The 20,290-nt window shown below is 54.6% G+C and carries 13 protein-coding genes and 1 pseudogene; 7 read left to right on the top strand and 7 right to left on the bottom strand.

The window, feature by feature from the left end; genetic code table 11:
* Positions 1 to 462 precede the first annotated feature (462 nt).
* The 3 genes and pseudogenes from M987_RS23550 (at position 463) to nudI (ending at position 1,568) form a co-directional block, all read left to right on the top strand.
* Positions 463 to 813 carry a hypothetical protein gene (locus M987_RS23550; protein ID WP_014071440.1) on the top strand — a complete coding sequence of 117 codons (351 nt, stop codon included), beginning with the start codon at positions 463 to 465 and terminating at the stop codon, positions 811 to 813.
* Between the two features lie 152 nt (positions 814 to 965).
* Positions 966 to 1,067 (top strand): annotated as a pseudogene (locus M987_RS24960) (helix-turn-helix transcriptional regulator); the annotation flags it as partial.
* A gap of 75 nt (positions 1,068 to 1,142) precedes the next feature.
* Positions 1,143 to 1,568 carry a nucleoside triphosphatase NudI gene (gene nudI / locus M987_RS00260; RefSeq protein WP_014071441.1) on the top strand — a complete coding sequence of 142 codons (426 nt, stop codon included), beginning with the start codon at positions 1,143 to 1,145 and terminating at the stop codon, positions 1,566 to 1,568.
* Between the two features lie 3 nt (positions 1,569 to 1,571).
* Here the strand turns inward: nudI and M987_RS00265 are convergent, their stop codons facing one another.
* The 7 genes from M987_RS00265 to M987_RS00295 all read right to left on the bottom strand — a co-directional run bounded on the left by M987_RS00265 (position 1,572) and on the right by M987_RS00295 (position 9,291).
* Complete coding sequence (locus M987_RS00265) at positions 1,572 to 2,081, bottom strand: DUF6622 family protein (protein ID WP_014071442.1); 510 nt, start codon at positions 2,079 to 2,081, stop codon at positions 1,572 to 1,574.
* A gap of 81 nt (positions 2,082 to 2,162) precedes the next feature.
* Entirely contained in the window at positions 2,163 to 3,197 is a 1,035-nt protein-coding gene (locus M987_RS00270) for a fimbrial protein (RefSeq protein WP_014071443.1), read from the bottom strand.
* Positions 3,198 to 3,208: 11 nt separating this feature from the next.
* On the bottom strand, positions 3,209 to 5,737 hold the full coding sequence (locus M987_RS00275; protein WP_014071444.1) for a fimbria/pilus outer membrane usher protein: 2,529 nt from the start codon (positions 5,735 to 5,737) through the stop codon (positions 3,209 to 3,211).
* A 43-nt stretch (positions 5,738 to 5,780) separates the two neighbouring features.
* Entirely contained in the window at positions 5,781 to 6,440 is a 660-nt protein-coding gene (locus tag M987_RS00280; RefSeq protein ID WP_014071445.1) for a fimbrial biogenesis chaperone, read from the bottom strand.
* 39 nt (positions 6,441 to 6,479) lie between these two features.
* Positions 6,480 to 7,022: a fimbrial protein gene (locus M987_RS00285; RefSeq protein WP_014071446.1), complete on the bottom strand. Its 543-nt coding sequence runs from the start codon at positions 7,020 to 7,022 to the stop codon at positions 6,480 to 6,482.
* Positions 7,023 to 7,100: 78 nt separating this feature from the next.
* Entirely contained in the window at positions 7,101 to 7,721 is a 621-nt protein-coding gene (locus tag M987_RS00290; RefSeq protein ID WP_014071447.1) for a LuxR C-terminal-related transcriptional regulator, read from the bottom strand.
* Positions 7,722 to 8,109: 388 nt separating this feature from the next.
* On the bottom strand, positions 8,110 to 9,291 hold the full coding sequence (locus tag M987_RS00295; RefSeq protein WP_014071448.1) for an aminotransferase-like domain-containing protein: 1,182 nt from the start codon (positions 9,289 to 9,291) through the stop codon (positions 8,110 to 8,112).
* A 488-nt stretch (positions 9,292 to 9,779) separates the two neighbouring features.
* Between M987_RS00295 and M987_RS00300 the strand changes: the two genes are divergently transcribed.
* The 4 genes from M987_RS00300 to M987_RS00315 are packed head-to-tail and all read left to right on the top strand — an operon-like array spanning position 9,780 to position 20,245.
* Positions 9,780 to 11,402 carry a ShlB/FhaC/HecB family hemolysin secretion/activation protein gene (locus M987_RS00300; RefSeq protein WP_245551554.1) on the top strand — a complete coding sequence of 541 codons (1,623 nt, stop codon included), beginning with the start codon at positions 9,780 to 9,782 and terminating at the stop codon, positions 11,400 to 11,402.
* Positions 11,402 to 11,950: a toxin-activating lysine-acyltransferase gene (locus tag M987_RS00305; RefSeq protein WP_014071450.1), complete on the top strand. Its 549-nt coding sequence runs from the start codon at positions 11,402 to 11,404 to the stop codon at positions 11,948 to 11,950. Before M987_RS00300 ends, M987_RS00305 begins: the two co-directional genes overlap by 1 nt.
* The gene (locus M987_RS00310) at positions 11,943 to 19,874 is read left to right on the top strand and encodes a two-partner secretion domain-containing protein (protein ID WP_014071451.1); all 7,932 of its coding nucleotides are present in this window, start codon (positions 11,943 to 11,945) and stop codon (positions 19,872 to 19,874) included. The genes M987_RS00305 and M987_RS00310 overlap by 8 nt, the downstream gene beginning before the upstream one ends.
* Before the next feature lie 11 nt (positions 19,875 to 19,885).
* The gene (locus tag M987_RS00315; RefSeq protein WP_014071452.1) at positions 19,886 to 20,245 is read left to right on the top strand and encodes a hypothetical protein; all 360 of its coding nucleotides are present in this window, start codon (positions 19,886 to 19,888) and stop codon (positions 20,243 to 20,245) included.
* The last annotated feature ends 45 nt before the right edge of the window (positions 20,246 to 20,290 follow it).

The following is a 20,290-nucleotide window of genomic DNA, read 5'->3' on the forward strand; positions in this document are numbered from 1 at the left end:
AAACGCTTCGGCGATTTTCAGCCGGACCATGGCATCGCGGTAATCCTTTTATTTCAATGGCGTAATATCATCGCTGGGTAAAGACAAAAATGACTAGGGAACCCTCAGCCCTGTGGTTGAGGGCAACAGACCGCAGGTATTTGCAACGTCGTACACCTTTTCTGAAGCCGCCTCGCAGGTTTCAACTTCTCTTTTCTTACCCTCTTTTTCGTAGGGTTATTCGAGCGTATGTTTCTTCCACGCCAGCAAAATCTGGCGTCGGGATTGGCATCCTGGTTATTATTGGAGACGGCGTAAGTTCTTGTTACGCCGCGCGTCTGGCTACATCTCAATGGTGGGCTGGGCGGGGGCGTCGCAAGACGCGCCGGTACACTCCAAGCCGGTAATGCCAACTCCGTTCAGACCTGCCACCCGGGAAATTGGCATTTCCCTGGTCGGTTTATTAACTGATTGGAGAAAAATATGAATACCAGCAACGCACTTTTCACTACCCCATTCGATCACAACACCAACTTCATCGACCTTGCCGACAACTGCGAACGGTTTTGCGAGGCTCTGGTAGAAGAAAACGATCCTGCAAGAAAAATGGCTCTTTGTGGCCGTCTTGCCACCAGCCTCGCCCTGCTCCGCCCCATGCTGCTGGAGCCTGTTCCCGAATATTTGCAGGAACGTCTTACAGTGGATGCTTTTCCCTTCATTCGCCCCCAATTTGCCCCTGAGCCAGATCAGCAGTGCCGTTACTGCGAAGAGATCACTCAATTGCTCATTAGCGGCGTACTTGCACCCGAAGCCGTTTGTTCCCCCTCACCCTAACCCTCTCCCAAAAGGAGAGGGGACAGTCCGTGATCGCATTCCCTCTTCCACAGGAAGCGAGCATCAGACCACACTATTTTTCACATATATAAACAAGGTATTAATCATGGATCTACGTATACCCACCGGACCAGGCGCTGATCGCCAATAAAATCCCCCTTACCGCTGATATGGCTTCCCGTCTCGCAAAGACATTCAACACCAGTGTCGAATTCTGGCTGAACCTACAGAAAAATTCTGATAACCCGCGGTAATAATCCGCCACCAGTAACACACCAACCACCACGTACCTGCTACGATAAACCACACTCATTTTTCAGGAAGAAACCATGCGTCAACGTACGATTGTCTGTCCGATCATTCAGAACAACGGGGCTTATCTGCTGTGCAAAATGGCCGATGACCGTGGGGTATTCCCCGGCCAGTGGGCGCTTTCCGGGGGCGGGATGGAGCCAGGAGAAACCATGGAGCAGGCGCTGCGCCGTGAAATTCGCGAAGAGCTGGGCGACGCACTGGAAATAACCGACGTGAAGCCCTGGGCCTTTCGCGATGATATCCGCGTGAAAACTTACGCCGACGGCAGCACGGAAGAGATTTATATGATTTACCTGATCTTCGACTGCTACAGCGCCAACCGTGAAGTGACGTTTAACGAAGAGTTTCAGGAGATAGCCTGGGTACAGCCGGAGTCGCTTAAAACCCTGGATCTGAACGAAGCCACACGCATCACCTTCGCCCAGAAAGGGTTGCTGTAATCCTCACGCGGGTACGCGGGCGAGAAAAACGCTCGTGTACCGGATAAATTTACCAATAAACACCCCGGCAAACACCCCACCGGAGATAATTGCAAAGGCGCTCATGGCGGGCTGTTGCAGTGTTTGCGGCGAAATGGCGCTCATCACACCCAGCACATATTTCACCAGAAACGCCAGCATCATAAACGGCAGCGCGGTATAGTCGGCCGCACGGGAAATACTGCGCGGTGCGGCAGCTCGGGCAACGGCTGTAGACCGAATCAAAACGTACCCCAGCGCAGCCCCCGCCAGAATACCTGCAACCCACAACGCGAGTGTTGTCACTGTAATCTGGCGGTAGATAACCAGGTCATAAATATCCCATACCAGAAAAATGGCGGGAACAATCGCGAGTTTTTCCAGGGTGACCGTGGCAGGCTTGCGCGCCCGGATCCCGCGAGAGATAAGAAACACAAACAGCACCCATACCCAAACGGGCGTATGAGTCAGAATACCATTCAGGAAATCGAACATGGCGCTCACCGCGTGTTATAGCGACCGTTATCGCATCGGATAATTATTGCGCAAATTAATCCGGACGCAATCCCGATCAGGTTATTTGAACGTCACGGTAAATGTGGCTGTCGCGCTGTAATCACCAGGAAGCGGTGCATTCGTCGTCCAGACAAATCCTGCATAGTAATCGTGCGTAAGCTGCTCCCCACTAATCACACCAATGGACTGCGGTGTGTTCAACGCAATACGCGGCTCCATCAGACTATTGGCGGAAATAATGAAACCAAAACCACTGCTAGCCGTTGGCATAATAATTACGCCATCTTTTACCGGATTCGTTGAACTTAGCGTCATCAGCAGCGTCTCACCGGTGCAAGTTTTGCCGCTGGATTCGCGGGTTAAATCCACCTGAAGGGTAAAAGGCTTGGTTTTTTCTAGCTTACCCGGCGTGGCCCAGCTTCCGTTGATCGTCCCGAAATCGAGCGTGTCCGGCACCAGCAACACTTTCGGCGTGCAGGCCAGAAACGTGATTTTATCCAGCCCGGTGATGGTCAGGTTAAAGTTACCATCTTCGGTTACCGTTCCGCCCCGTAAGCCACCTACCCCATCCACCTGGAACAGCGACAGGCTGACATCCCCCATCACTTTGCCATTTGCCGCCGCGGGACGCCCTGTGGTTTTAATGTAAACCTGATAGGTAAGTGAGAAGGTCTGCGACGTGGCAGGTGAAGAGCATCCCCCTTTCCCGTCAGACTTGCACACCGTGCCGGGGCCGATTTCAATTCTTTCGCCTTTTTTCAACTTATAATCGACATTTCTGAAAGTAATGCCAATCTCCAGCGAATCGTGCACATTCTTCACCGCATCCTTCGGATCCAGCCATAGATAGGCACTTTCGCCTTGTGGGTGCTTGTCCGAATCAGAGCAGGTAAACGTCGCAGTAATAGGCGATGAAACCCATATTTTGGTGTTGGTGCCAAAATCACCTACGGATGCCTTTATCACGCTATCAATAGCGACATATTGGCTAACCGAGCCTTGCGCCTTGCAGGTTAGCGCCATCGCGGTGGAAGAAAATAACCCGAAGCAAAAGACCACGACGGCGTAGACCAGGTGTCGTCCCTGAATTTGCATTGCGCTCTCCTTTATCGACAAATTGCGTTAATTTCGCGATAACCCGCTTTTGCCTGATTATCCGGATGTTCATCCGGAAGCTTAATGCGGCACTGTTCGTCAGCGCCTGCACCCCAGCGAATCGTGATCTCTTCACCTGCCGTTACGCCGGAAACAAAAATATCCCCGTCAGTCCCGACGATGCCATTGTTACGCTCGCCACGGCTATAGGCTTGCGCCCCAACCGGGGGAACGCTGCTATCCGGGAGCTTGCTGTGGATCAACACGCTGTCCCCTCGCCAGGTTTCAAACGTGACCCGCGTGATAGCACCCCGGGTAGGTACGTTATTCTGCGTCGCCACGGGCACGTCAAGATCGTCCGGGAAATCACGGGTGTTTAACGACCAGGCATTGTTGCGGTACGGGATCGCATTCGGCGCAATCGCATAGCCCGAATCGTTAATCCGCACGCCGGTCTGATTCTCAACGCCCACACCTTGCGCATTTTGCGCTTCAATTAAGGTAAACGTGGTTCCCGGCGGCTGCGACAGCGTCACCCCACCCCGGTGAGCAACAATGCCTCCCGCCAGGTTCATGCTCGTTTGCTGCACATTTTCCGCCGTGGAGTAGCCCAGCCACAGGTTCCCGGCTCCGCCGCGATACCCCATGCTCAGATCGCCTGCCGTTCGTTCCGAATCATTCTGCTCAACCTGCATGGCATAGCTGAGGCGGTTATCTTCCAGCATTGATCCGCTTAAACCGGCTGATGACGACACGTTACCAGCGCGATCGGCATGAAGATCGGTGGTCGCCGTCGCCGGATGGCTGCCAAAGTTCAACGGTAGCGACAACCGCAGATTGACGCTGCTGTCATTTGAGAAGTAGTGGTTACGGGTGTTCTGGTAATAAAGGCTCCAGCTCACATTACCCAGTCGTGAGGCAAAACCGGACTGAACCGTGGTGTCTTTTCCCGCCTCTTTCCAGTAGCTTTGCTGGCTGAACGTCAGATAAAACTGGCTTGTATCGCCAATCTGCTGGCTCATCGAGATATCCAGCCGCGCTTTTTTGGTCGCATAGTGAGTGTCATAACCCACTTCAGGCTTCGAAATGACCCACTCAGAATCGGTCATACTGGTGTCGTCCCAGTAATACGTTTTGTACCGACCATTATCCCAGCGACGACGCTCCTGAACGGATTCCTGAAAGTCGTAATAGCCAGAAGAAGAGTAACGGTAACCCGCTACCTGAAAATCCGTTCGGGAGTCCATAAATGACTTGGCGTAGAGGAAACGTGCACTGCCCCCCTGCTCAGCATCACCGCGTGCCAGGCGCGTATCCGATAAAGAGAGATCGACCGATACTGCGCCAAAATGCCCCATATTTTTGCCGACACCCAGCGCCGCACTCCGATAATGCTCGGCTGAAAGCATGCCACCAGAAAGAGTGATCGAGTCGCTTGCCCCATAGGAAAGCTGGCCTTCCGCAAATGCCGGGGCATAACCATCAGCACCGTCGTGATACTTCCCGGCGGCGATATCATAGTTCCACTGACCGTTTCGTATCAGGCCTGGCAGAACGGTATAAGGGATCACCATGTTCGTTCTGCGCCCGTCGGTTTCGATAACCGTGATGTACAGATCGCCACTCTGGCTAACAGGGACGACGTCATCAAAAGCAAACGGCCCTGGCGGGACGTTAGTGGAGTAGATCAGGTATTTATTCTGACGCACCTCCACACGGGCGTTGCTTTCCGCCACGCCTCTGACGACCGGCGCATAGCGTGACTGACTCTCTGCGCGCATCATGGGCTCCGACGCCAGCTGGGCTCCACGAAACGGAATGCTGTCGAAGAGCGCCGTTCCGGTGCTCGTCTGCCCGAGCAGCAGGCGGCTCTTGAGCGAAGGGATCGCCCTTTCTGCCCATGAAGAGACATTTTGCCAGTAACTCGACTCCCCGCTTCGCTTAGTCAGATTCGCCATATGACGCAAGCGCCATGCGCCAATGTTGATGCCATTATTCAGATAAAGATAAGCGTATTGACTCTCCTGACCACCGCTCTTGTTGTTGCTTGCCACGAGGTTATAGTTCACAAAAGCGGCGTTAATACCGTCGTCGTAACGCGTCGAGGAGACAGCCCCTCTCGGCTGAGTGAGCATACTCAACTGAGGGACCTGAATATCCAGCCGATGCTCCGCCATCGTGAACCCTATCGACGCCCCGTTAATTCGTTGTTCGAGAGGATAGCAACTCTCTTTATCGTCGGCAGGTATCGCGACTGACCAGGCACGAAGCTGCTCCGCACTGATGCAGGGGTGGAGCATGTTGTCGGCTTTATCCTGCAAAATCTCGACGTCACGCTGTTCGACCAGTTTCTGGTTTACATATATATCGAGTGAATAGGTTCCGGGAATAATACCGGAGTCAGGATCAATCAAATTGATGAAAGATTGATCCCCATTACCGTGGAAAAAAGAGGTGTTGTACTCGCTCTGAGCCGCACACTCGGTGCCAGAAACCAGCAAAGAGGTGAGAGCACACAGGGGAATCCATGCTCGTTGCATAATGGTTCATCCATGACATTATTAAATAACCCGCAACGGTGGCTTAATTTATATTGACGTCAACAATGCCGCCATAGTCATTAATATAGGTTAAGCCAACAATCCGCGATCCTTTTGGAAAAGAGATGGTTTCACTACTAAAAGGTAAAACCATAGGTGCACTCATTTTTAATTGCTTTGATTTAGGAGGCTGAATAATTAATTGACTCAGGCTGATATGCAATGGCCCGTCATTTTTAACGTTCAAAGAATCCGTTTTCTTTATAAATTTTAAATGACTTACCTGCTCCTCAAGCGTGGTTTTTAAACCCACTGGACGATAAAAAAGTTTGAGACGTGTCCGGATAGCCAGTTGCATTACATTTGGCTCGCTGGCGCGAGGAGGAATTTCTTGTACGTTAATCCAGTACAGACTTTCTCGATCGCTCGGCAATCCCTTACCGGAGTAAATAAAACGCAACACGGCAGATTGATCGGATTTTACTTTCAGGACCGGTGGAGTCACCACCATCTCTTTCCCGGGTTTATCAGAATCTTCATCAAGCCATGTCTGAACGATATAGTTCTTCTCCGACGCATTATGCAGCGTCAGGGAAGCGGATTTGTACTCACTCGAATAAATAACCCGCGAACTCTCAATCTGGATAGCTGAAAAGGCCGATACGGAATACAACACCAGTAAACCAATAATGAGCGACTTCATAATACCACCCTAAAAAGCAGGCCCGAAGGCCTGCTCCTGCTATTGCTGAACAATGGTGAAATTAGCCGTTGCGTTTGCTTCCCCGGTGGTAAGCGCAGCCTGGTTGTAGGCGTAATAGTTGGCTTTCAGGAAGAATGTTCCACCGCCCTGATCGTTTTCAGTAATCGTAATGCTGGCATCATCTTTATCCAGCGTCTTGGATAAGGTGATATTATTATCTGAAATATCCTTGATCTGAATCCCCACCCCTTTCGCCGTAGTGCTGGCGCTGGTGTTTTCTAAATCAAGAACGTTCGGTTGACCAGACGGGCTCGTTCCATCGAGCACGAGATAGTAAGTTCCTGGCTGGCAGTTCGTCAGGTTGATAGCAAAACCGACTTCAGGGCCACTGGCATCTTTTAACAGCGTTTCCTTCGGTACTGTCCCCATAGGTACGGTAATCTCGGCCTTATCCGCACCAGAAATCTGGCATGTTGAGGAACCAATTTTACCAATGAACTTCAATTTACCGTCCGCTGCATGAGCGAAAGAGGTAGCGAGTCCCAACACAACCATGGCCGCGCAAAGTGATTTTAATTTCATATACAGCTCCTTCTGTTTTTTACAATAAATAACGGGCGAACACCGGGTTATCATCCTTTCCTGGCTGAAACACGGTTTTCAGAATGCCTTTACATCCGTAGTGAGATAATTATAAAGCCCTGTCAGGCTATCAACATGTAACTTGTTATAAATATTCCGGCGGTGAATGCTGACCATCTTCTCGCTAATATCGACCTGCCGGGAGATCTCTTTATTTCCCTTCCCAGTGATAATAAAAGGCATAAGATCAATTTCTCTGTGCGTGAGAGTTGCTTTTTTCTTAATCATCGCCCAGGTTTTATTGGTTACGGATTTTGAAATAATCTGCCCGGCGTTATCTTTAATCATGAAACTACTTATTTTTTCGCGAGACTCACTATTATCAATCAAAAAATCCGCAACAGAATCAAGTACAATATTCTCAGTAACGTCAACAATTCGTTCATTGGCTGTAATGATAAGAATATTATTTAATATGTTTTTGCGCTTTAATTTCAATAGCAGAAACAACAAATCATGACTGGCGAAAGCGTAATCAACTATAATCGTTACTGGAGATGCCATTGCGATATCAGGCAACATACCTTTCGCTTTTTTAAAGCTCAAAAAAAAGAGTTCGCGTTTCTCTTTAGAACAGGTTTGTATGATTTCTTTAAGCCCAATCCTGAACCAGGAATTATCAGATACACAAATAATCATCGTCCATAGCCTTATAATGATCCATGTATAACATTCCGCGAATAGAGCCTGTGAATAGATTTACCCCTGTGCTACTGCAAAAAAATCACCCAGCCACTGTGCTTATTCCATATGACATTATTCAGATCAAAATGAATGAGATGCAAATAAGAATATGGGCACCAAGTGTAAGAGCAATCCTAAAAATGATGCTACAAAAAGTGCGATCCTTAGAAAAAAATTACGACAAATTAGTTAGTTAGAATATGTTAATTTAAGTATAACCATTTTAATACAATCCAAAAACATGGTTGAGGCATGATCCTGCGCAAATTAATGTGAAGTTTTTTAAAACACTACTTTGCCTTCACAGATTAAATTACATGCAGAATCATGCCTCCACGCTGAATTACAGCGATATTTTCAGGCGTCTTACGGCCTCTTTCAGCTGCTCATCCGTTGGCGTAACGAATGACATACGCAGCGTGGTGTGATCCGGTTCGTTGCAGTAGAAGAACTCACCCGGCACAAATACGACACCGTTGCTGAGCGTTTTTTCCAGCCAGCGGGTGGTATTGATGCCGTTATTCATCTTCGCCCACAGGAACATACCGCCTTTTGGCTTATGGAATGACATCACATCGCCCAGCTCCGCTTCCAGCTCACTGGCGAAGGTCTGATATTTCTGGCGATAGGCTTCGCGGATCATTTTAATTTGATCCGCCAGACGGCCGGTTTTCAGATATTCATAGGTCATCAGCTGCGACAGGGTGCTGGTATGCAAATCGGTCGTCTGTTTCAGATTCACCACCGCGCGTTTCAGCCACTCCGGTACCAGCACCCAGCCCACGCGAGTTCCCGGCGCGAGGATTTTAGAGAAGGTGGAGGTATAAACCACGTTCTCTTCGTTGCCAATATCTTTGGCATGGGCAATTAGCGGGCGGAAGACTTCGTCCGTGTAATTAATTTCGCTGTACGGATCGTCTTCAATAATCACGAAATCATAACGCAGGGATAATTCCACCAGCTGCTTACGACGGGCTTCAGACAGCGTTACGCCGCCAGGATTACCAAAGGTCGGGACAATATAAACCGCTTTGATGGTCTTTTTAGCCACCAGCGCTTCAAGCTCATCAACAATCATGCCGTCGCCGTCGGTACCCACCGATTCAAATTGCGCCTGCGCCAGTCCAAATACCTGCAAAGCAGCCAGATACGTAGGACGTTCCACCACGACGATATCGCCTGGGTTAATTAATGCGCGGGCCAGCACATCAAGGGATTGTTGCGAACCGGACGTAATAACCACGTCATCAGCATTACAGGTAATTCCGCGGCCAATACAAATCTGTTGAATCGCCTCGCGCAGGCCCGGAACCCCCTCTGTCAGACCATACTGAAAGGCCTCACCAAAATGCTGTGATAAAACAGCATCTGCGGCAATTTTAAGGCCTTCGTGATCGAAAAGCGCCGGATTAGGAATACCACCGCCCAGCGAAATCACTCCCGCCATTTTGCTATGTTTTAATAATTCACGGATGGCAGATGATTGCAGGCCTTGTGCACTGCTGGCGAGTTTATTAACAGACATTCTCTTGTAACCTTATTTTTTATGATGTGCTCAATCTTAGTATCACATGCAGATTGCTTTGATAACCCTTTTCAGCGCTGGCCGCACGAATGTTCTGCCTGCAAGTGCGTCAACACCCACCACAAGTCAGAATAACCCTCTGGAGTTACAAGAATAAGCAACATTAACAACTACACACTCTCACACCACCCACAATCAGGAAATGGGTGAGGAAATAACATCATCAATCGTGGTGAGGATATATTTTCTCTCAGTGCACCAAACGCAAATATATTCCCCGATTTCACCTGACCTACCAGATTTAAGGATATTCAGGCTCGGAATCTTCCGAGCTTTAGGATTAATCCCTCTTTTATTACCTCGCCAATATTTAAACAATCTTACACAAATTCACATTGCATCCTTTTTTCTTACATTGCGCGGAACGTTTGATGATAGCCCGACAAAATATAGCGATAATAATATCCACAGCCACTGGCCTGTCTTTAATGCTCTCTGCCCATGCTGCCGAGCCGAATGATCAGTTTATTATTCAGCAGCAACGTCAGAAAGCACTTGAGCAGCAACTGACGCCGCCCGTCCCGGATGTGCGTCTTTCGGAGCCATCATCAAGCTTTGGCAGGATTGATTTCCCCACCGAAACGCCCTGCTTCCCCATTCAGCGTGTCGCGCTGAGCGGCCAGGATGCCCTTCCCCACTGGCTACCCTTGCAGCGTATTGCCGATCAGGCTCAGGGGCGCTGTCTTGGCGGCAAAGGCATTAACCTGCTGATGAGTACGATGCAAAACCGCATTGTCGATCACGGCTGGATCACCACCCGCGTTCTCGCGCCCTCGCAGGATTTAAAAAGCGGCACGCTGAAACTGGCGATTGTCCCGGGCTATGTCCGCCACGTGACGCTCACCAAAGAGAGCGACGATTACATCCAGCTTTACAGCGCCTTCCCGGCCCACGAGGGCAATCTGCTGGATCTGCGTGACATTGAGCAGGGGCTGGAGAATTTACAGCGCCTGCCCACCGTGGAAGCCAACATGGAGATCCTGCCCGGCGAAAAACCCGGCGAGAGCGACGTGGTGATCACCCGTAAGCAGAGCAAGATGTGGCGTCTCGGGCTGTCGCTGGACGACGCAGGAACTGAAACCACCGGGCGCTACCAGGGCGGCATCACCTTGTCCCTGGATAACCCCTTCTCCCTGAGCGACCTGCTGTATGTCTCCGCCAGCCACGACCTTAACGACAAGAGCGGCAAGGGCAGCAAAAACTACACAGCGCACTACTCGGTACCGTTTGGCTACTGGATGCTGGGGGTTACCGGCAGTGATTACGACTATCACCAGACCATCGCCGGGCTGAACGGGGATTACCGCTACAGCGGTAAAAGCAAAAACCTCGACGTGCAACTCAGCCGCGTTCTGCATCGTAGCGGCTCGCAAAAAACCACCTTCACATACGACGTGCTGGCACGCGAGACGCGCAATTACATCGACGACACCGAAGTGGGCGTGCAGCGACGTCAGACGGCGGGCTGGCGCGTGGGGCTGGAACATCGCCACTACATCGGCCAGGCCACGCTGGACGCGGGCATCAGCTACCAGCGTGGTACGCGCTGGTTTGGTGCCCAGCCTGCCCCGGAAGAATTTACTGGCGATGCCACCGCCCTGAGCAAAATTACCCAGTTGAGCGCCCAGCTCGATCTGCCGTTTGACATCGGCTCGCAGAACTTCCGCTACAACGTGCAGTACCAGCGCCAAATCAGCAATACGCCGCTGACGCCGCAGGATCAGTTTGCCATCGGTAACCGCTGGACGGTGCGCGGCTTTGACGGGGAACGCACCCTGAATGCCAGCCACGGCTGGTACGTGCGTAACGACCTGGCCTGGAGCACGCCGCTGCCAAACCAGGAGCTTTATCTTGGCGCGGATTACGGTGAAGTGGGCGGTTACAGCTCGGACTACCTGATTGGCAAACATCTGGCAGGCGGCGTGGTGGGGCTTCGCGGCAGCGCGTTCAACACCGGGTATGACCTGTTTGCCGGCACGCCGTTCTCGAAGCCGGATGGGTTCACCACCAGCAATCTTACCCTCGGCTTTAACCTCAACTGGAGCTGGTGATGCGCATCGGAAATCTGGATATCAAAGCCCCGCTGATCCTCGGCGGTGAAGAGAGCGAAGCGGAAGTGCTGGGTGCTACCGTCTGGCTGTGGATGCACTCGCCCATGCACCGGGATGCGCCCCTGCACGCGCTGCCAACGCTGCTGCTGCCCATTATCAAACGCCGCCAGTACGTTCTGATCAGCGAAAACGAACGCCCGGTGTTTTTCCTGAGCTGGGCCTGGCTTAACGAAGAATCGGAAGCGCGCTACCTCACCCGCCCGTCGATTGAGATGAAAGAAGAGGACTGGGACAGCGGAGACCGGATGTGGTTTTGCGACTGGATCGCCCCGTTTGGCCACACCAGCGCCATCAAAAAACTAATCCGCGATGACATCTTCCCTGACCACTGCTGGCGCGCGCTCTATCACCGTGGTGCAGAGCGCGGCAAACGTGTCGTGATGTTCCACGGCGGACACATCAGCCGTACCACCGCACGCGAATGGCAACTGAAACACCCGCTCACCGTCAATCTGCCGGAAGCGCTGAAAGGAACGAACCATGAATAAGAACCTGTACCGGATTGTCTTTAACAAAGCGCGCGGCATGTTAATGGTCGTGGCGGATATCGCCCGCTCTGGCCGCGCCGGTTCGTCCCGCTCATCCGGCATCGGTCACACCCATAGTCGTCTTGTCGGGAAGGTGAGCGCCCTGAGCTTTAGCCTGTGGATGGCAATGGGAGCCATACACAGCGCCGAAGCGGCCATTGTCGCTAACAACGGTGCACCAAAAAACCAGCAACCAACGGTCATCAAAAGCGCCAACGGGACGCCACAGGTTAACATTCAGACCCCGTCCAAAGCCGGGGTATCACGCAACAACTACACCCAGTTCGACGTGGATAAAAACGGCGCGATCCTCAATAACTCCCACAAGAATGTGCAGACCAATCTTGGTGGCATGGTGGCGGGTAACCCCTGGCTTGCCAAAGGGGAAGCCAAAGTCATTCTGAACGAAGTGAGCTCGCGCGATCCGAGCAAACTCAACGGCATGATTGAAGTGGCCGGGAAAAAAGCGCAGGTGGTGATCGCCAACCCGGCGGGTATCACCTGTAGCGGCTGCGGTTTTATCAATGCCAACCGCGCCACGCTCACCACCGGGCAGGCGCAGATGAAAGACGGCAACCTCACCGGTTTTAACGTCGAGCGTGGTGAAGTAGTGGTGGACGGTAACGGGATGGATACCTCCGGCGCAGATTACACCGATATCATCGCCCGCTCGGTGAAGGTCAACGCCGGGCTGTGGGCGAAAGATCTGAAAATCACAACCGGGCGCAACAAGGTCGATGCCGCCCACGAGAAAATCGAAAAAGGCAGCGATGATGACGCCACGCGACCACAGCTGGCAGTGGATGTTTCCAGTCTTGGCGGCATGTACGCCGGTAAAATCCGCATGGTCGGCACCGAACGTGGCGTGGGCGTGCGCAATGCCGGTGCCATTGGCGCGCAGGCTGGCAACGTAACCCTCACCGCCGATGGCCGAATCGAAAATAGCGGAACCCTTCGCGCCAGCGACAGCGCAGCCCTGCGCACCGCTGGCGAAGTATCCAACACCGGTGTGCTGACGGCGGCAAACAACGTGCAGGTCAATGCAGCGAGCCTGACCAGCAGCAAAGAGAGCGTTCTGGCCGCCGGTGTGAACACCGACGGCAAGCTCGCGGATGCCGGGGATTTGCAGCTGACGACCAGCGGGCAGCTCAGCGCCCACGGTCAGACGCTGGCCGGGGGTAACTTCAGCGCCAGCGGACAGGGCGTGGATGTGAGCGGCAGCCAGACTCAGGGTAAACGTGTCACCCTGAACGGTGGCGCGCAGGATGTGACGACTACCAGCGCCAACGTCCGCGCCAGCGAGCTAACCGTCCGTACCGGTAAAACGCTCAATAACACCGGCGGTACGCTGAGCGCTGAGACGGTGAACGTCAGCGCTCACGATCTCGTGAACCAGAAAGGCAAGCTGCTCCAGAGCGGCAGCGGCGCGCTTGCGGTGACACTGCCGGGCAATATTGATAACCAGGAGGGGCAGATTGGCGCGGCGAATGGCGTGCAGCTCGGCGCGGGTACGCTTAACAACACCGAAGGCCAAATCGTTGCCGTGGCGGGGAAAGCCGGGCTTGATACCGGCAGCCTGAATAACGAGCAGGGGCTGATTTCCGCGGCCGCAGGCGACGGCGAAATTCGCAGCCAGCAAAGCGTAAACAACACCAAAGGGCGTATCGAGGCGGCAAAAACTCAGCACATCAGCGCGGGCGACGTGAACAACCAGCAAGGGGTGATTGTCGCCAGTGGCACCACCCTCGCGCTGGGCAGCGGCACGCTTGATAACCGCTCCGGCTCCCTGCTTTCTCAGGGCGCACTCAATATTGACAGCGGCGCTATCAATAACCAGGACGGCTTCCTTGCCAGCGACGGTAATTTTGCGCTTAACAGCGGGGATGTGGATAACACCCGCGGCCAGATTGGTGCGAACCAGAACCTGAATGCCACCTTTGCCGCGCTGCACAATAGCGGCGGTGCCGTGAAATCGGCCGGCGCGATGACGCTGACTGGCGGCGAGCTTGATAACACCGGCGGCACCACCTTCTCGGGTGCCAGCCTCGCGTTCACAGGCGATACGCTGAACAACACCAGCGGGCAACTGGCAGCAGCCGATGGCCTGTCGCTAAACGCGGCAAGCCAGTTGCTTAACTCTTCTGGCGTGCTTCAGGGCAACGGCATTAACCTGACCACTGGCGCACTCGATAACAGCGCCGGAACGCTCAACAGCCTGGACGGGCTGAACCTCTCGGCGGGAACCCTGAACAACCAGGCGGGTACACTTGCCGCCACGGGTGCGGCCGATATCGCGGCAAACAACGTAGATAACCGCAGCGGCGGGCGCATTATCGGCAAATCGGATGCCGCACTGCACACCGACAGCCTGCAAAATGGCGGCGGGCAGATCCAGACCGTTGGCGACCTGTTGCTCGACAGCGCCAGAGGCCTGGTCGATAACGCGTCCGGGCTTATCCGCAGTGGTAAACAGCTGACGGTCACGGCGCTTAACGTCGTCAATCAGAACACCCAGGGCGAAAATCAGGGGCTGGAGGCGCAGAATGTTGCCCTCAAATCAGAGACGCTCGACAACCAGGGCGGCAGCATTCTGGCGAACAACGCACTGGCGATCCGCAACAATGGCGTGCTGAACAATACCGCCGGTGTCCTGTCATCAGCAGGCACGCTTGATGCCAGCGGCAGCGGGCTGAACCTCATCAATGGCGGCGGTACGCTAAAAGCCGGTGAAAACCTGAACGTGCAGGCCGATACTCTCGATGGCAGCGGTCAGCTGTTATCGCTCGGGAATATGACCCTGAGCAGCGCAAACGGCGTCGCCCTCAGCGGCAGCACCCTTGCCAACGGCAATCTTACCTTCACCACGCCAGGGGATATCACCAACAGCGGTAAGCTGATGGCAGGCAGCGCGCTGAATGTGCAAAGCGCCAATCTCACCAACGTTGCCAGCGGTGAAATTAATGCCGGAAGCACCACCCTGAATGCCTCCGGCGCGGTACTGAACTACGGCCTGATCGACGGCATTGCCACGCGTATCAACGCCGACACGCTGACCAACATCGGCACCGGGCGTCTTTATGGCGATACGGTGGGCGTCAACGCCATCACCTTCAACAACCTGGCGGAAAACGGCACGGCGGCCACGCTCGCCGGGCGCGAGCACGTGGATCTGGGCGTGCAGACCCTGAACAACAGCGGCCACGGGCTGATTTACAGTGCCGGGTCGATGCGCATTGGCGGCGCGCTGGATGAGAACGGTACGCCTGTTGGCCGCGCGGCGGCCATCAACAACCACAGCTCAACCATTGAATCTGCTGGGGATATGGCCATTGCCGCCTCGCAGATCAACAACATCAACGATAACTTCTCAACCGAAGTGGCGCTGGTTTCACAAGAACAGCTGACCGAATACCAGCACACCGGCTCGACCAGCCGCTGGAAAGCGGGTGATGAAGGCGTCTGGGTTGACGGGAACTCTTCCGATGGCCTGCGCAACCTCAACACCCCGGAAAAGAGCGGCCACGGTAACGATAACTTCAACCAGTACGACTACACCCGTACCGTTGAAGAGACACGCATCAAAGAGAGCGACCCGGCGAAGATCCTCGCGGGCGGCAATATGATCCTGACGGGCGACCGCCTGTTTAACGATAAGAGTCAGGTTGTCGCAGGCGGTACACTGCTGATTGACCAACTGGGCAGCGTAAAAAACGACGATGTACCCGGCGTGCGCTATACCACCGATAACGGCAGCGTGACCCATTACTACCGTATTCGCCACAAAGGTGATGACGAACAGGGGCGCAGCAGCACCGCGTACACTCCACCGACAGCGATCCAGAGCATTGCGCTGAAGCCAGGCCAGCTTGTGAGCAACGGCAGCGTAGAGGGCAGCAACCTCAGTATTACCCCGCTGGTGTTGCAGGGAACCAATGTGGCGATTGGTCAGGCGGCAGGCGTCAACGCCACACCTGAGCAGACCGTCTCCCCGGGCGAACCGGTGACGCCGCCTGCCGGGCAGCAGTTTGAAGTGACGCCTGCCGACGGTGCAATCCGCATAATCGGCCCGAACACCACCCTGCCGGACAACAGCCTGTTCAAGGTCAACCCAAACGCCGACGTGCCGTATCTGGTGGAAACCGATCCGCGCTTTACCAACGAGCGGCAGTGGCTTGGCAGTGACTACATGCAAAATGCCTTCACCGACGATGGCGATAACACCCTGAAACGCCTGGGTGATGGTTATTACGAGCAGCGTCTGGTGCGCGAACAGGTGATTGGTATTACCGGGCAGCGTTATCTGGATGGCTTCACCAATGACGAAGATCAGTTTAAATCGCTGATGGACAAAGGGATCACCTTTGGCAAGCAGTATTCCCTGAAGCTGGGCGTGGCGCTCACGCCGGAACAAATGGCGCTGCTGACCGGCGATATCGTCTGGCTGGTGAATACCCGGGTCAAAATGCCGGACGGCTCCATGCAGACCGTACTGGTACCGCAGGTTTATGCCAAAGTGAAACAGGGTGACATCGACGGCTCCGGGGCGCTGATTGCCGGGAATAACGTGTCGATGAAGCTCAACGGCGACCTGTTTAACAGCGGAACCATTGCCGGACGTAAAGTGCTGCAACTGGATGCGGACAACATCACCAACCAGTCCGGCACTATTCAGGCCACAGACGTGAACCTGAACGCACGTACCGACATCAACAACATCGGCGCGGCGATTGTGGGCGACAACAGCGTGCTGGCTAATGCCGGGCGCGATATTAACGTCACGACCACCACTACCAGCGGGCAGAGCGTTAACGGCGAAAACAGCTTTACCCGCACCACCATCGACAGCGTTTCCGGCATTTACGTGCAGGGCGACGACGGCAAGCTGGCGCTACAGTCCGGGCGCGACATTACGCTCACCGGGGCGCAGGTGATCGCCAGCGGCGAAAACGGTAAAGCACAACTGGTGGCTGGGCGTGACCTGAACCTGAACACCGTCACCACCGCCAGCAGTGACAATCTGGTCTGGGATGCGGATAACACCCTCAAACAGAGCAGCACAGACCACAACGCCAGCACCGTGCAGGGCGTGGGCGGCGTCGCGCTGGCGGCCAATAACGACATCAACGTGCGCGGGGCGCAAATCACCTCAGACGGCGCGCTGACCGCTGCCGCGAAGCATGACGTGAACATCGAAGGCGTGCTCAACGACAGCCAGCTTGATGAGAAACATAAAGTGGTGGGCGGTAACGGCTTCTTATCTAAAACCACCACCAAAACCCGCGACACGGTAGACCGACAAACCGTTCAGGGCAGCGAACTGAGCGCAGACTCGGTGAACATCGCTGCCGGAAACGATCTCACCGTGGCGGGCAGCAGCGTGGTCGGTTCGGGCGACGTGGCGCTGCGGGCAGGCAACGATTTAACCCTCACCAGCATGGGCGGACGCAATAACGAAACCCATCTGAAAGAGGAGAAAAAATCGGGGCTGATGTCCTCCGGCGGCATTGGCTTTACCGTGGGCTCACGTAAAGAAACCACCGACCAGGCAAGCCAGGCGCTGGCGGGACAAGGGTCGACGATCGGCAGTCTGAATGGCGATACCGTCCTGCTGGCGGGTAACAACTACCGCCAGACCGGCAGCACGGTGGCCTCACCGAACGGCAACGTGGCGATCCAGGGTAAAAACGTCACCATCGAGGCGGCGCAAAATACCTATGCCTCACAGTACAAACGCACCGTTGAGCAGAAAGGCTTTACCCTCGCGGTGAACGTACCTGTGGTGCAGGCGCTACAGAGCGTGATTGCCTCCACGGAGAAGGTCGGGCAAAGCAAAGACGATCGCATCAACATGATGGCCGCCGCTAACGCCGCGTGGGACAGCGCCCGCGCTGCCAACACCATGATGAATGCCGCTCAGGGCGTGATGGCAAACGGCGCACAGGCGGCGGCGCAGAACGTCAGCGTCTCGCTGACCTACGGCGAGAGCAAACAGACCCACACCCAGACCAACGACAGCACCACGGCGCTGGCCAGTAAAGTGAATGCCGGGAAGCAGGCTGTGGTGGTCGCCACCGGCGGCGGTGAGCAGTCTGACATCAATATCATCGGCTCAGACGTCAGCGGCAAACAGGGCACCACGCTGTTTGCTGATAACGACATCAATATTCTGGCGGCGCAGCAGGAGAGCCACGACCGCAGTACCGACAACTCCAGCGGCTGGAATGCCGGGATAGCGGTGAGCTATGGTCAGGGCGGCGCATCCTTTGGCGTCACCGCAGGGGCCAACAAAGGCAAAGGTTACGGCAACGGGGATGAAGTCTCCTGGCGCAACAGCCACGTGGGCGATATGGACGGGCAAACCCGCATCATCAGCGGCGGCGACACCACCCTGCGCGGCGGGCAGTTGCTGGGCAAAGGCGTGGATATCACCGCCGACAACCTGTACATCGAAAGCCTTCAGGACACCATGACCTACAAAGGCGAGCAGAAAAGCATGGGCGGCCAGGTCACCGTGGGCTACGGCTTTGCGGCATCGGGCAACTACGGCCAGTCGAAAGTGAACGCGAACTACGCCTCGGTACAGGAGCAGTCCGGCGTCTTCGCGGGTGACGATGGCTATAACATCAACGTGAAAGGCAATACCGACCTGACAGGCGGGCTGATTACCTCCAGTGAAAGCGCCGAGCTTGCCGGGAAAAACCAGTTCAGCACCGGCACGCTGAGCTGGCGTGACGTTCACAACACCTCGGAATTCGAAGGCAACGGCTTTGGCATTGGTGCCTCGGTCAGCAACAACCCTGACACCGGAAAAGATAAAAACGTCACCTTCGGTATCGGTCACGACAGCGGGAACGACAGCGGCACCACCCGCAGCGGGATTAACACCGGTAATATCACCATCACCAACCCGGACGCGCAGCAGCAGGCTGTCGATGGCGTGAAAACAGATATCACCACCGAAACCGCCGCGGCGAACTCAGGGGCGATTAAGAACAACTTCGACAGAGACGAGGTGTTTAAAGAGCTGAACCTGCAAGTCAGCGTGACGCGTGATTTCAAAGAGAATGCGAATCGCCAGATTGGCGAGTATCTCGATGACAAGCAGGCCGCTGCGCGTAAAGATCTTCAGGACGCCATCGATAAAGGCGATAAAGCGAAGCAAGATGCTGCGATCGAAGATATATACAAACTGCAATATCAGCGCCGCTTCCTGCAAACACTGGTTGGTATCGTTGCCGGGTCGCCGGATGCTGCGATAACCCAGGGCACGCTGTCGCTGGCGGCGACGAAAATGCGCGAAGAGACGCTGAAAAACTCCCTGCTCTTCCCGGGGGTTGTCGATAAAGACGGCAACGTGATCAGTAATGTTTCCGGCCCAAGCGACGGGCTGTACGACGGCGTTAAGCTCGGGGGCGTCCGCGTTGGCCTCGACTTCATCTGCGGCGATAAAAACATCCGCTGCGTAAATGATGAGAATAACAATAACGCCCTTGTTCTCGACGACAAAGGCCGGGTTCAGTACAAAGGGGATGAACGTCATAAGACATTCGACGCCCTGCTGGAAGACCAGACGTTATCTGCCGGGTTGTACGGCCCGACCGGCGGGTTCCAGGGCGGCGTGGGGATGATGAACTCGTGGACCTATTCGCCTGGCTCCTTCCTCGACGATCTGGTGGAAAGCTATGCCGGTACCCATGATTTGGTGGGCGGCCAGCTGCCCGGTTTTTATGATGGTGAAGGGAATACCGCCCGGGGTCGCAGCCCGCTGGCTGACGTGGCGGCCAATACCTGGACCATCGCAGCGATTCCGATTGCCACACCGTTTGCCATGAGCGAACTGGTGTCGCCTGAGCTGCTGCAATTTATTTTCTCAACCTCTCAGTAAGTGAGCGAAACATGAAAAAAAGTCTGCTGGTTCTGTTGCCCCTCCTGCTCACCGGCTGCGTGGTGGGCAATATGGACTCAACCGATTATCAGTACGTGAAATACGCCCAGACCTTCCAGAAGCTGGATAAAACCGGGCGTACCGACACCGCTCAGCGCAAAGAAGATCTTTACAGCTGCGGGGTGCCCAGAAGAGCCAATCTGGATGACGGCAGCTGGAACGGCGGCAGCGCCCGGCCTGGGCAAACGCTTCAGGAAGTGGTTGCCAGAGAAGAGAAAATCTCAAGCTGTATGAAAGCGAAAGGCTACAAGGTCTACGGCTACGATGAGTGCGGCCCGCTGAAAGCCCCGACCGGGCTGTGCCCGAATTAACTTTATCACCTTATTTGGCGTGGATTACCCCGCCTGTATTGCCGG

Source organism: Enterobacter soli ATCC BAA-2102 (assembly GCF_001654845.1).
GTDB classification, from domain to species: Bacteria; Pseudomonadota; Gammaproteobacteria; order Enterobacterales; family Enterobacteriaceae; genus Enterobacter; species Enterobacter soli.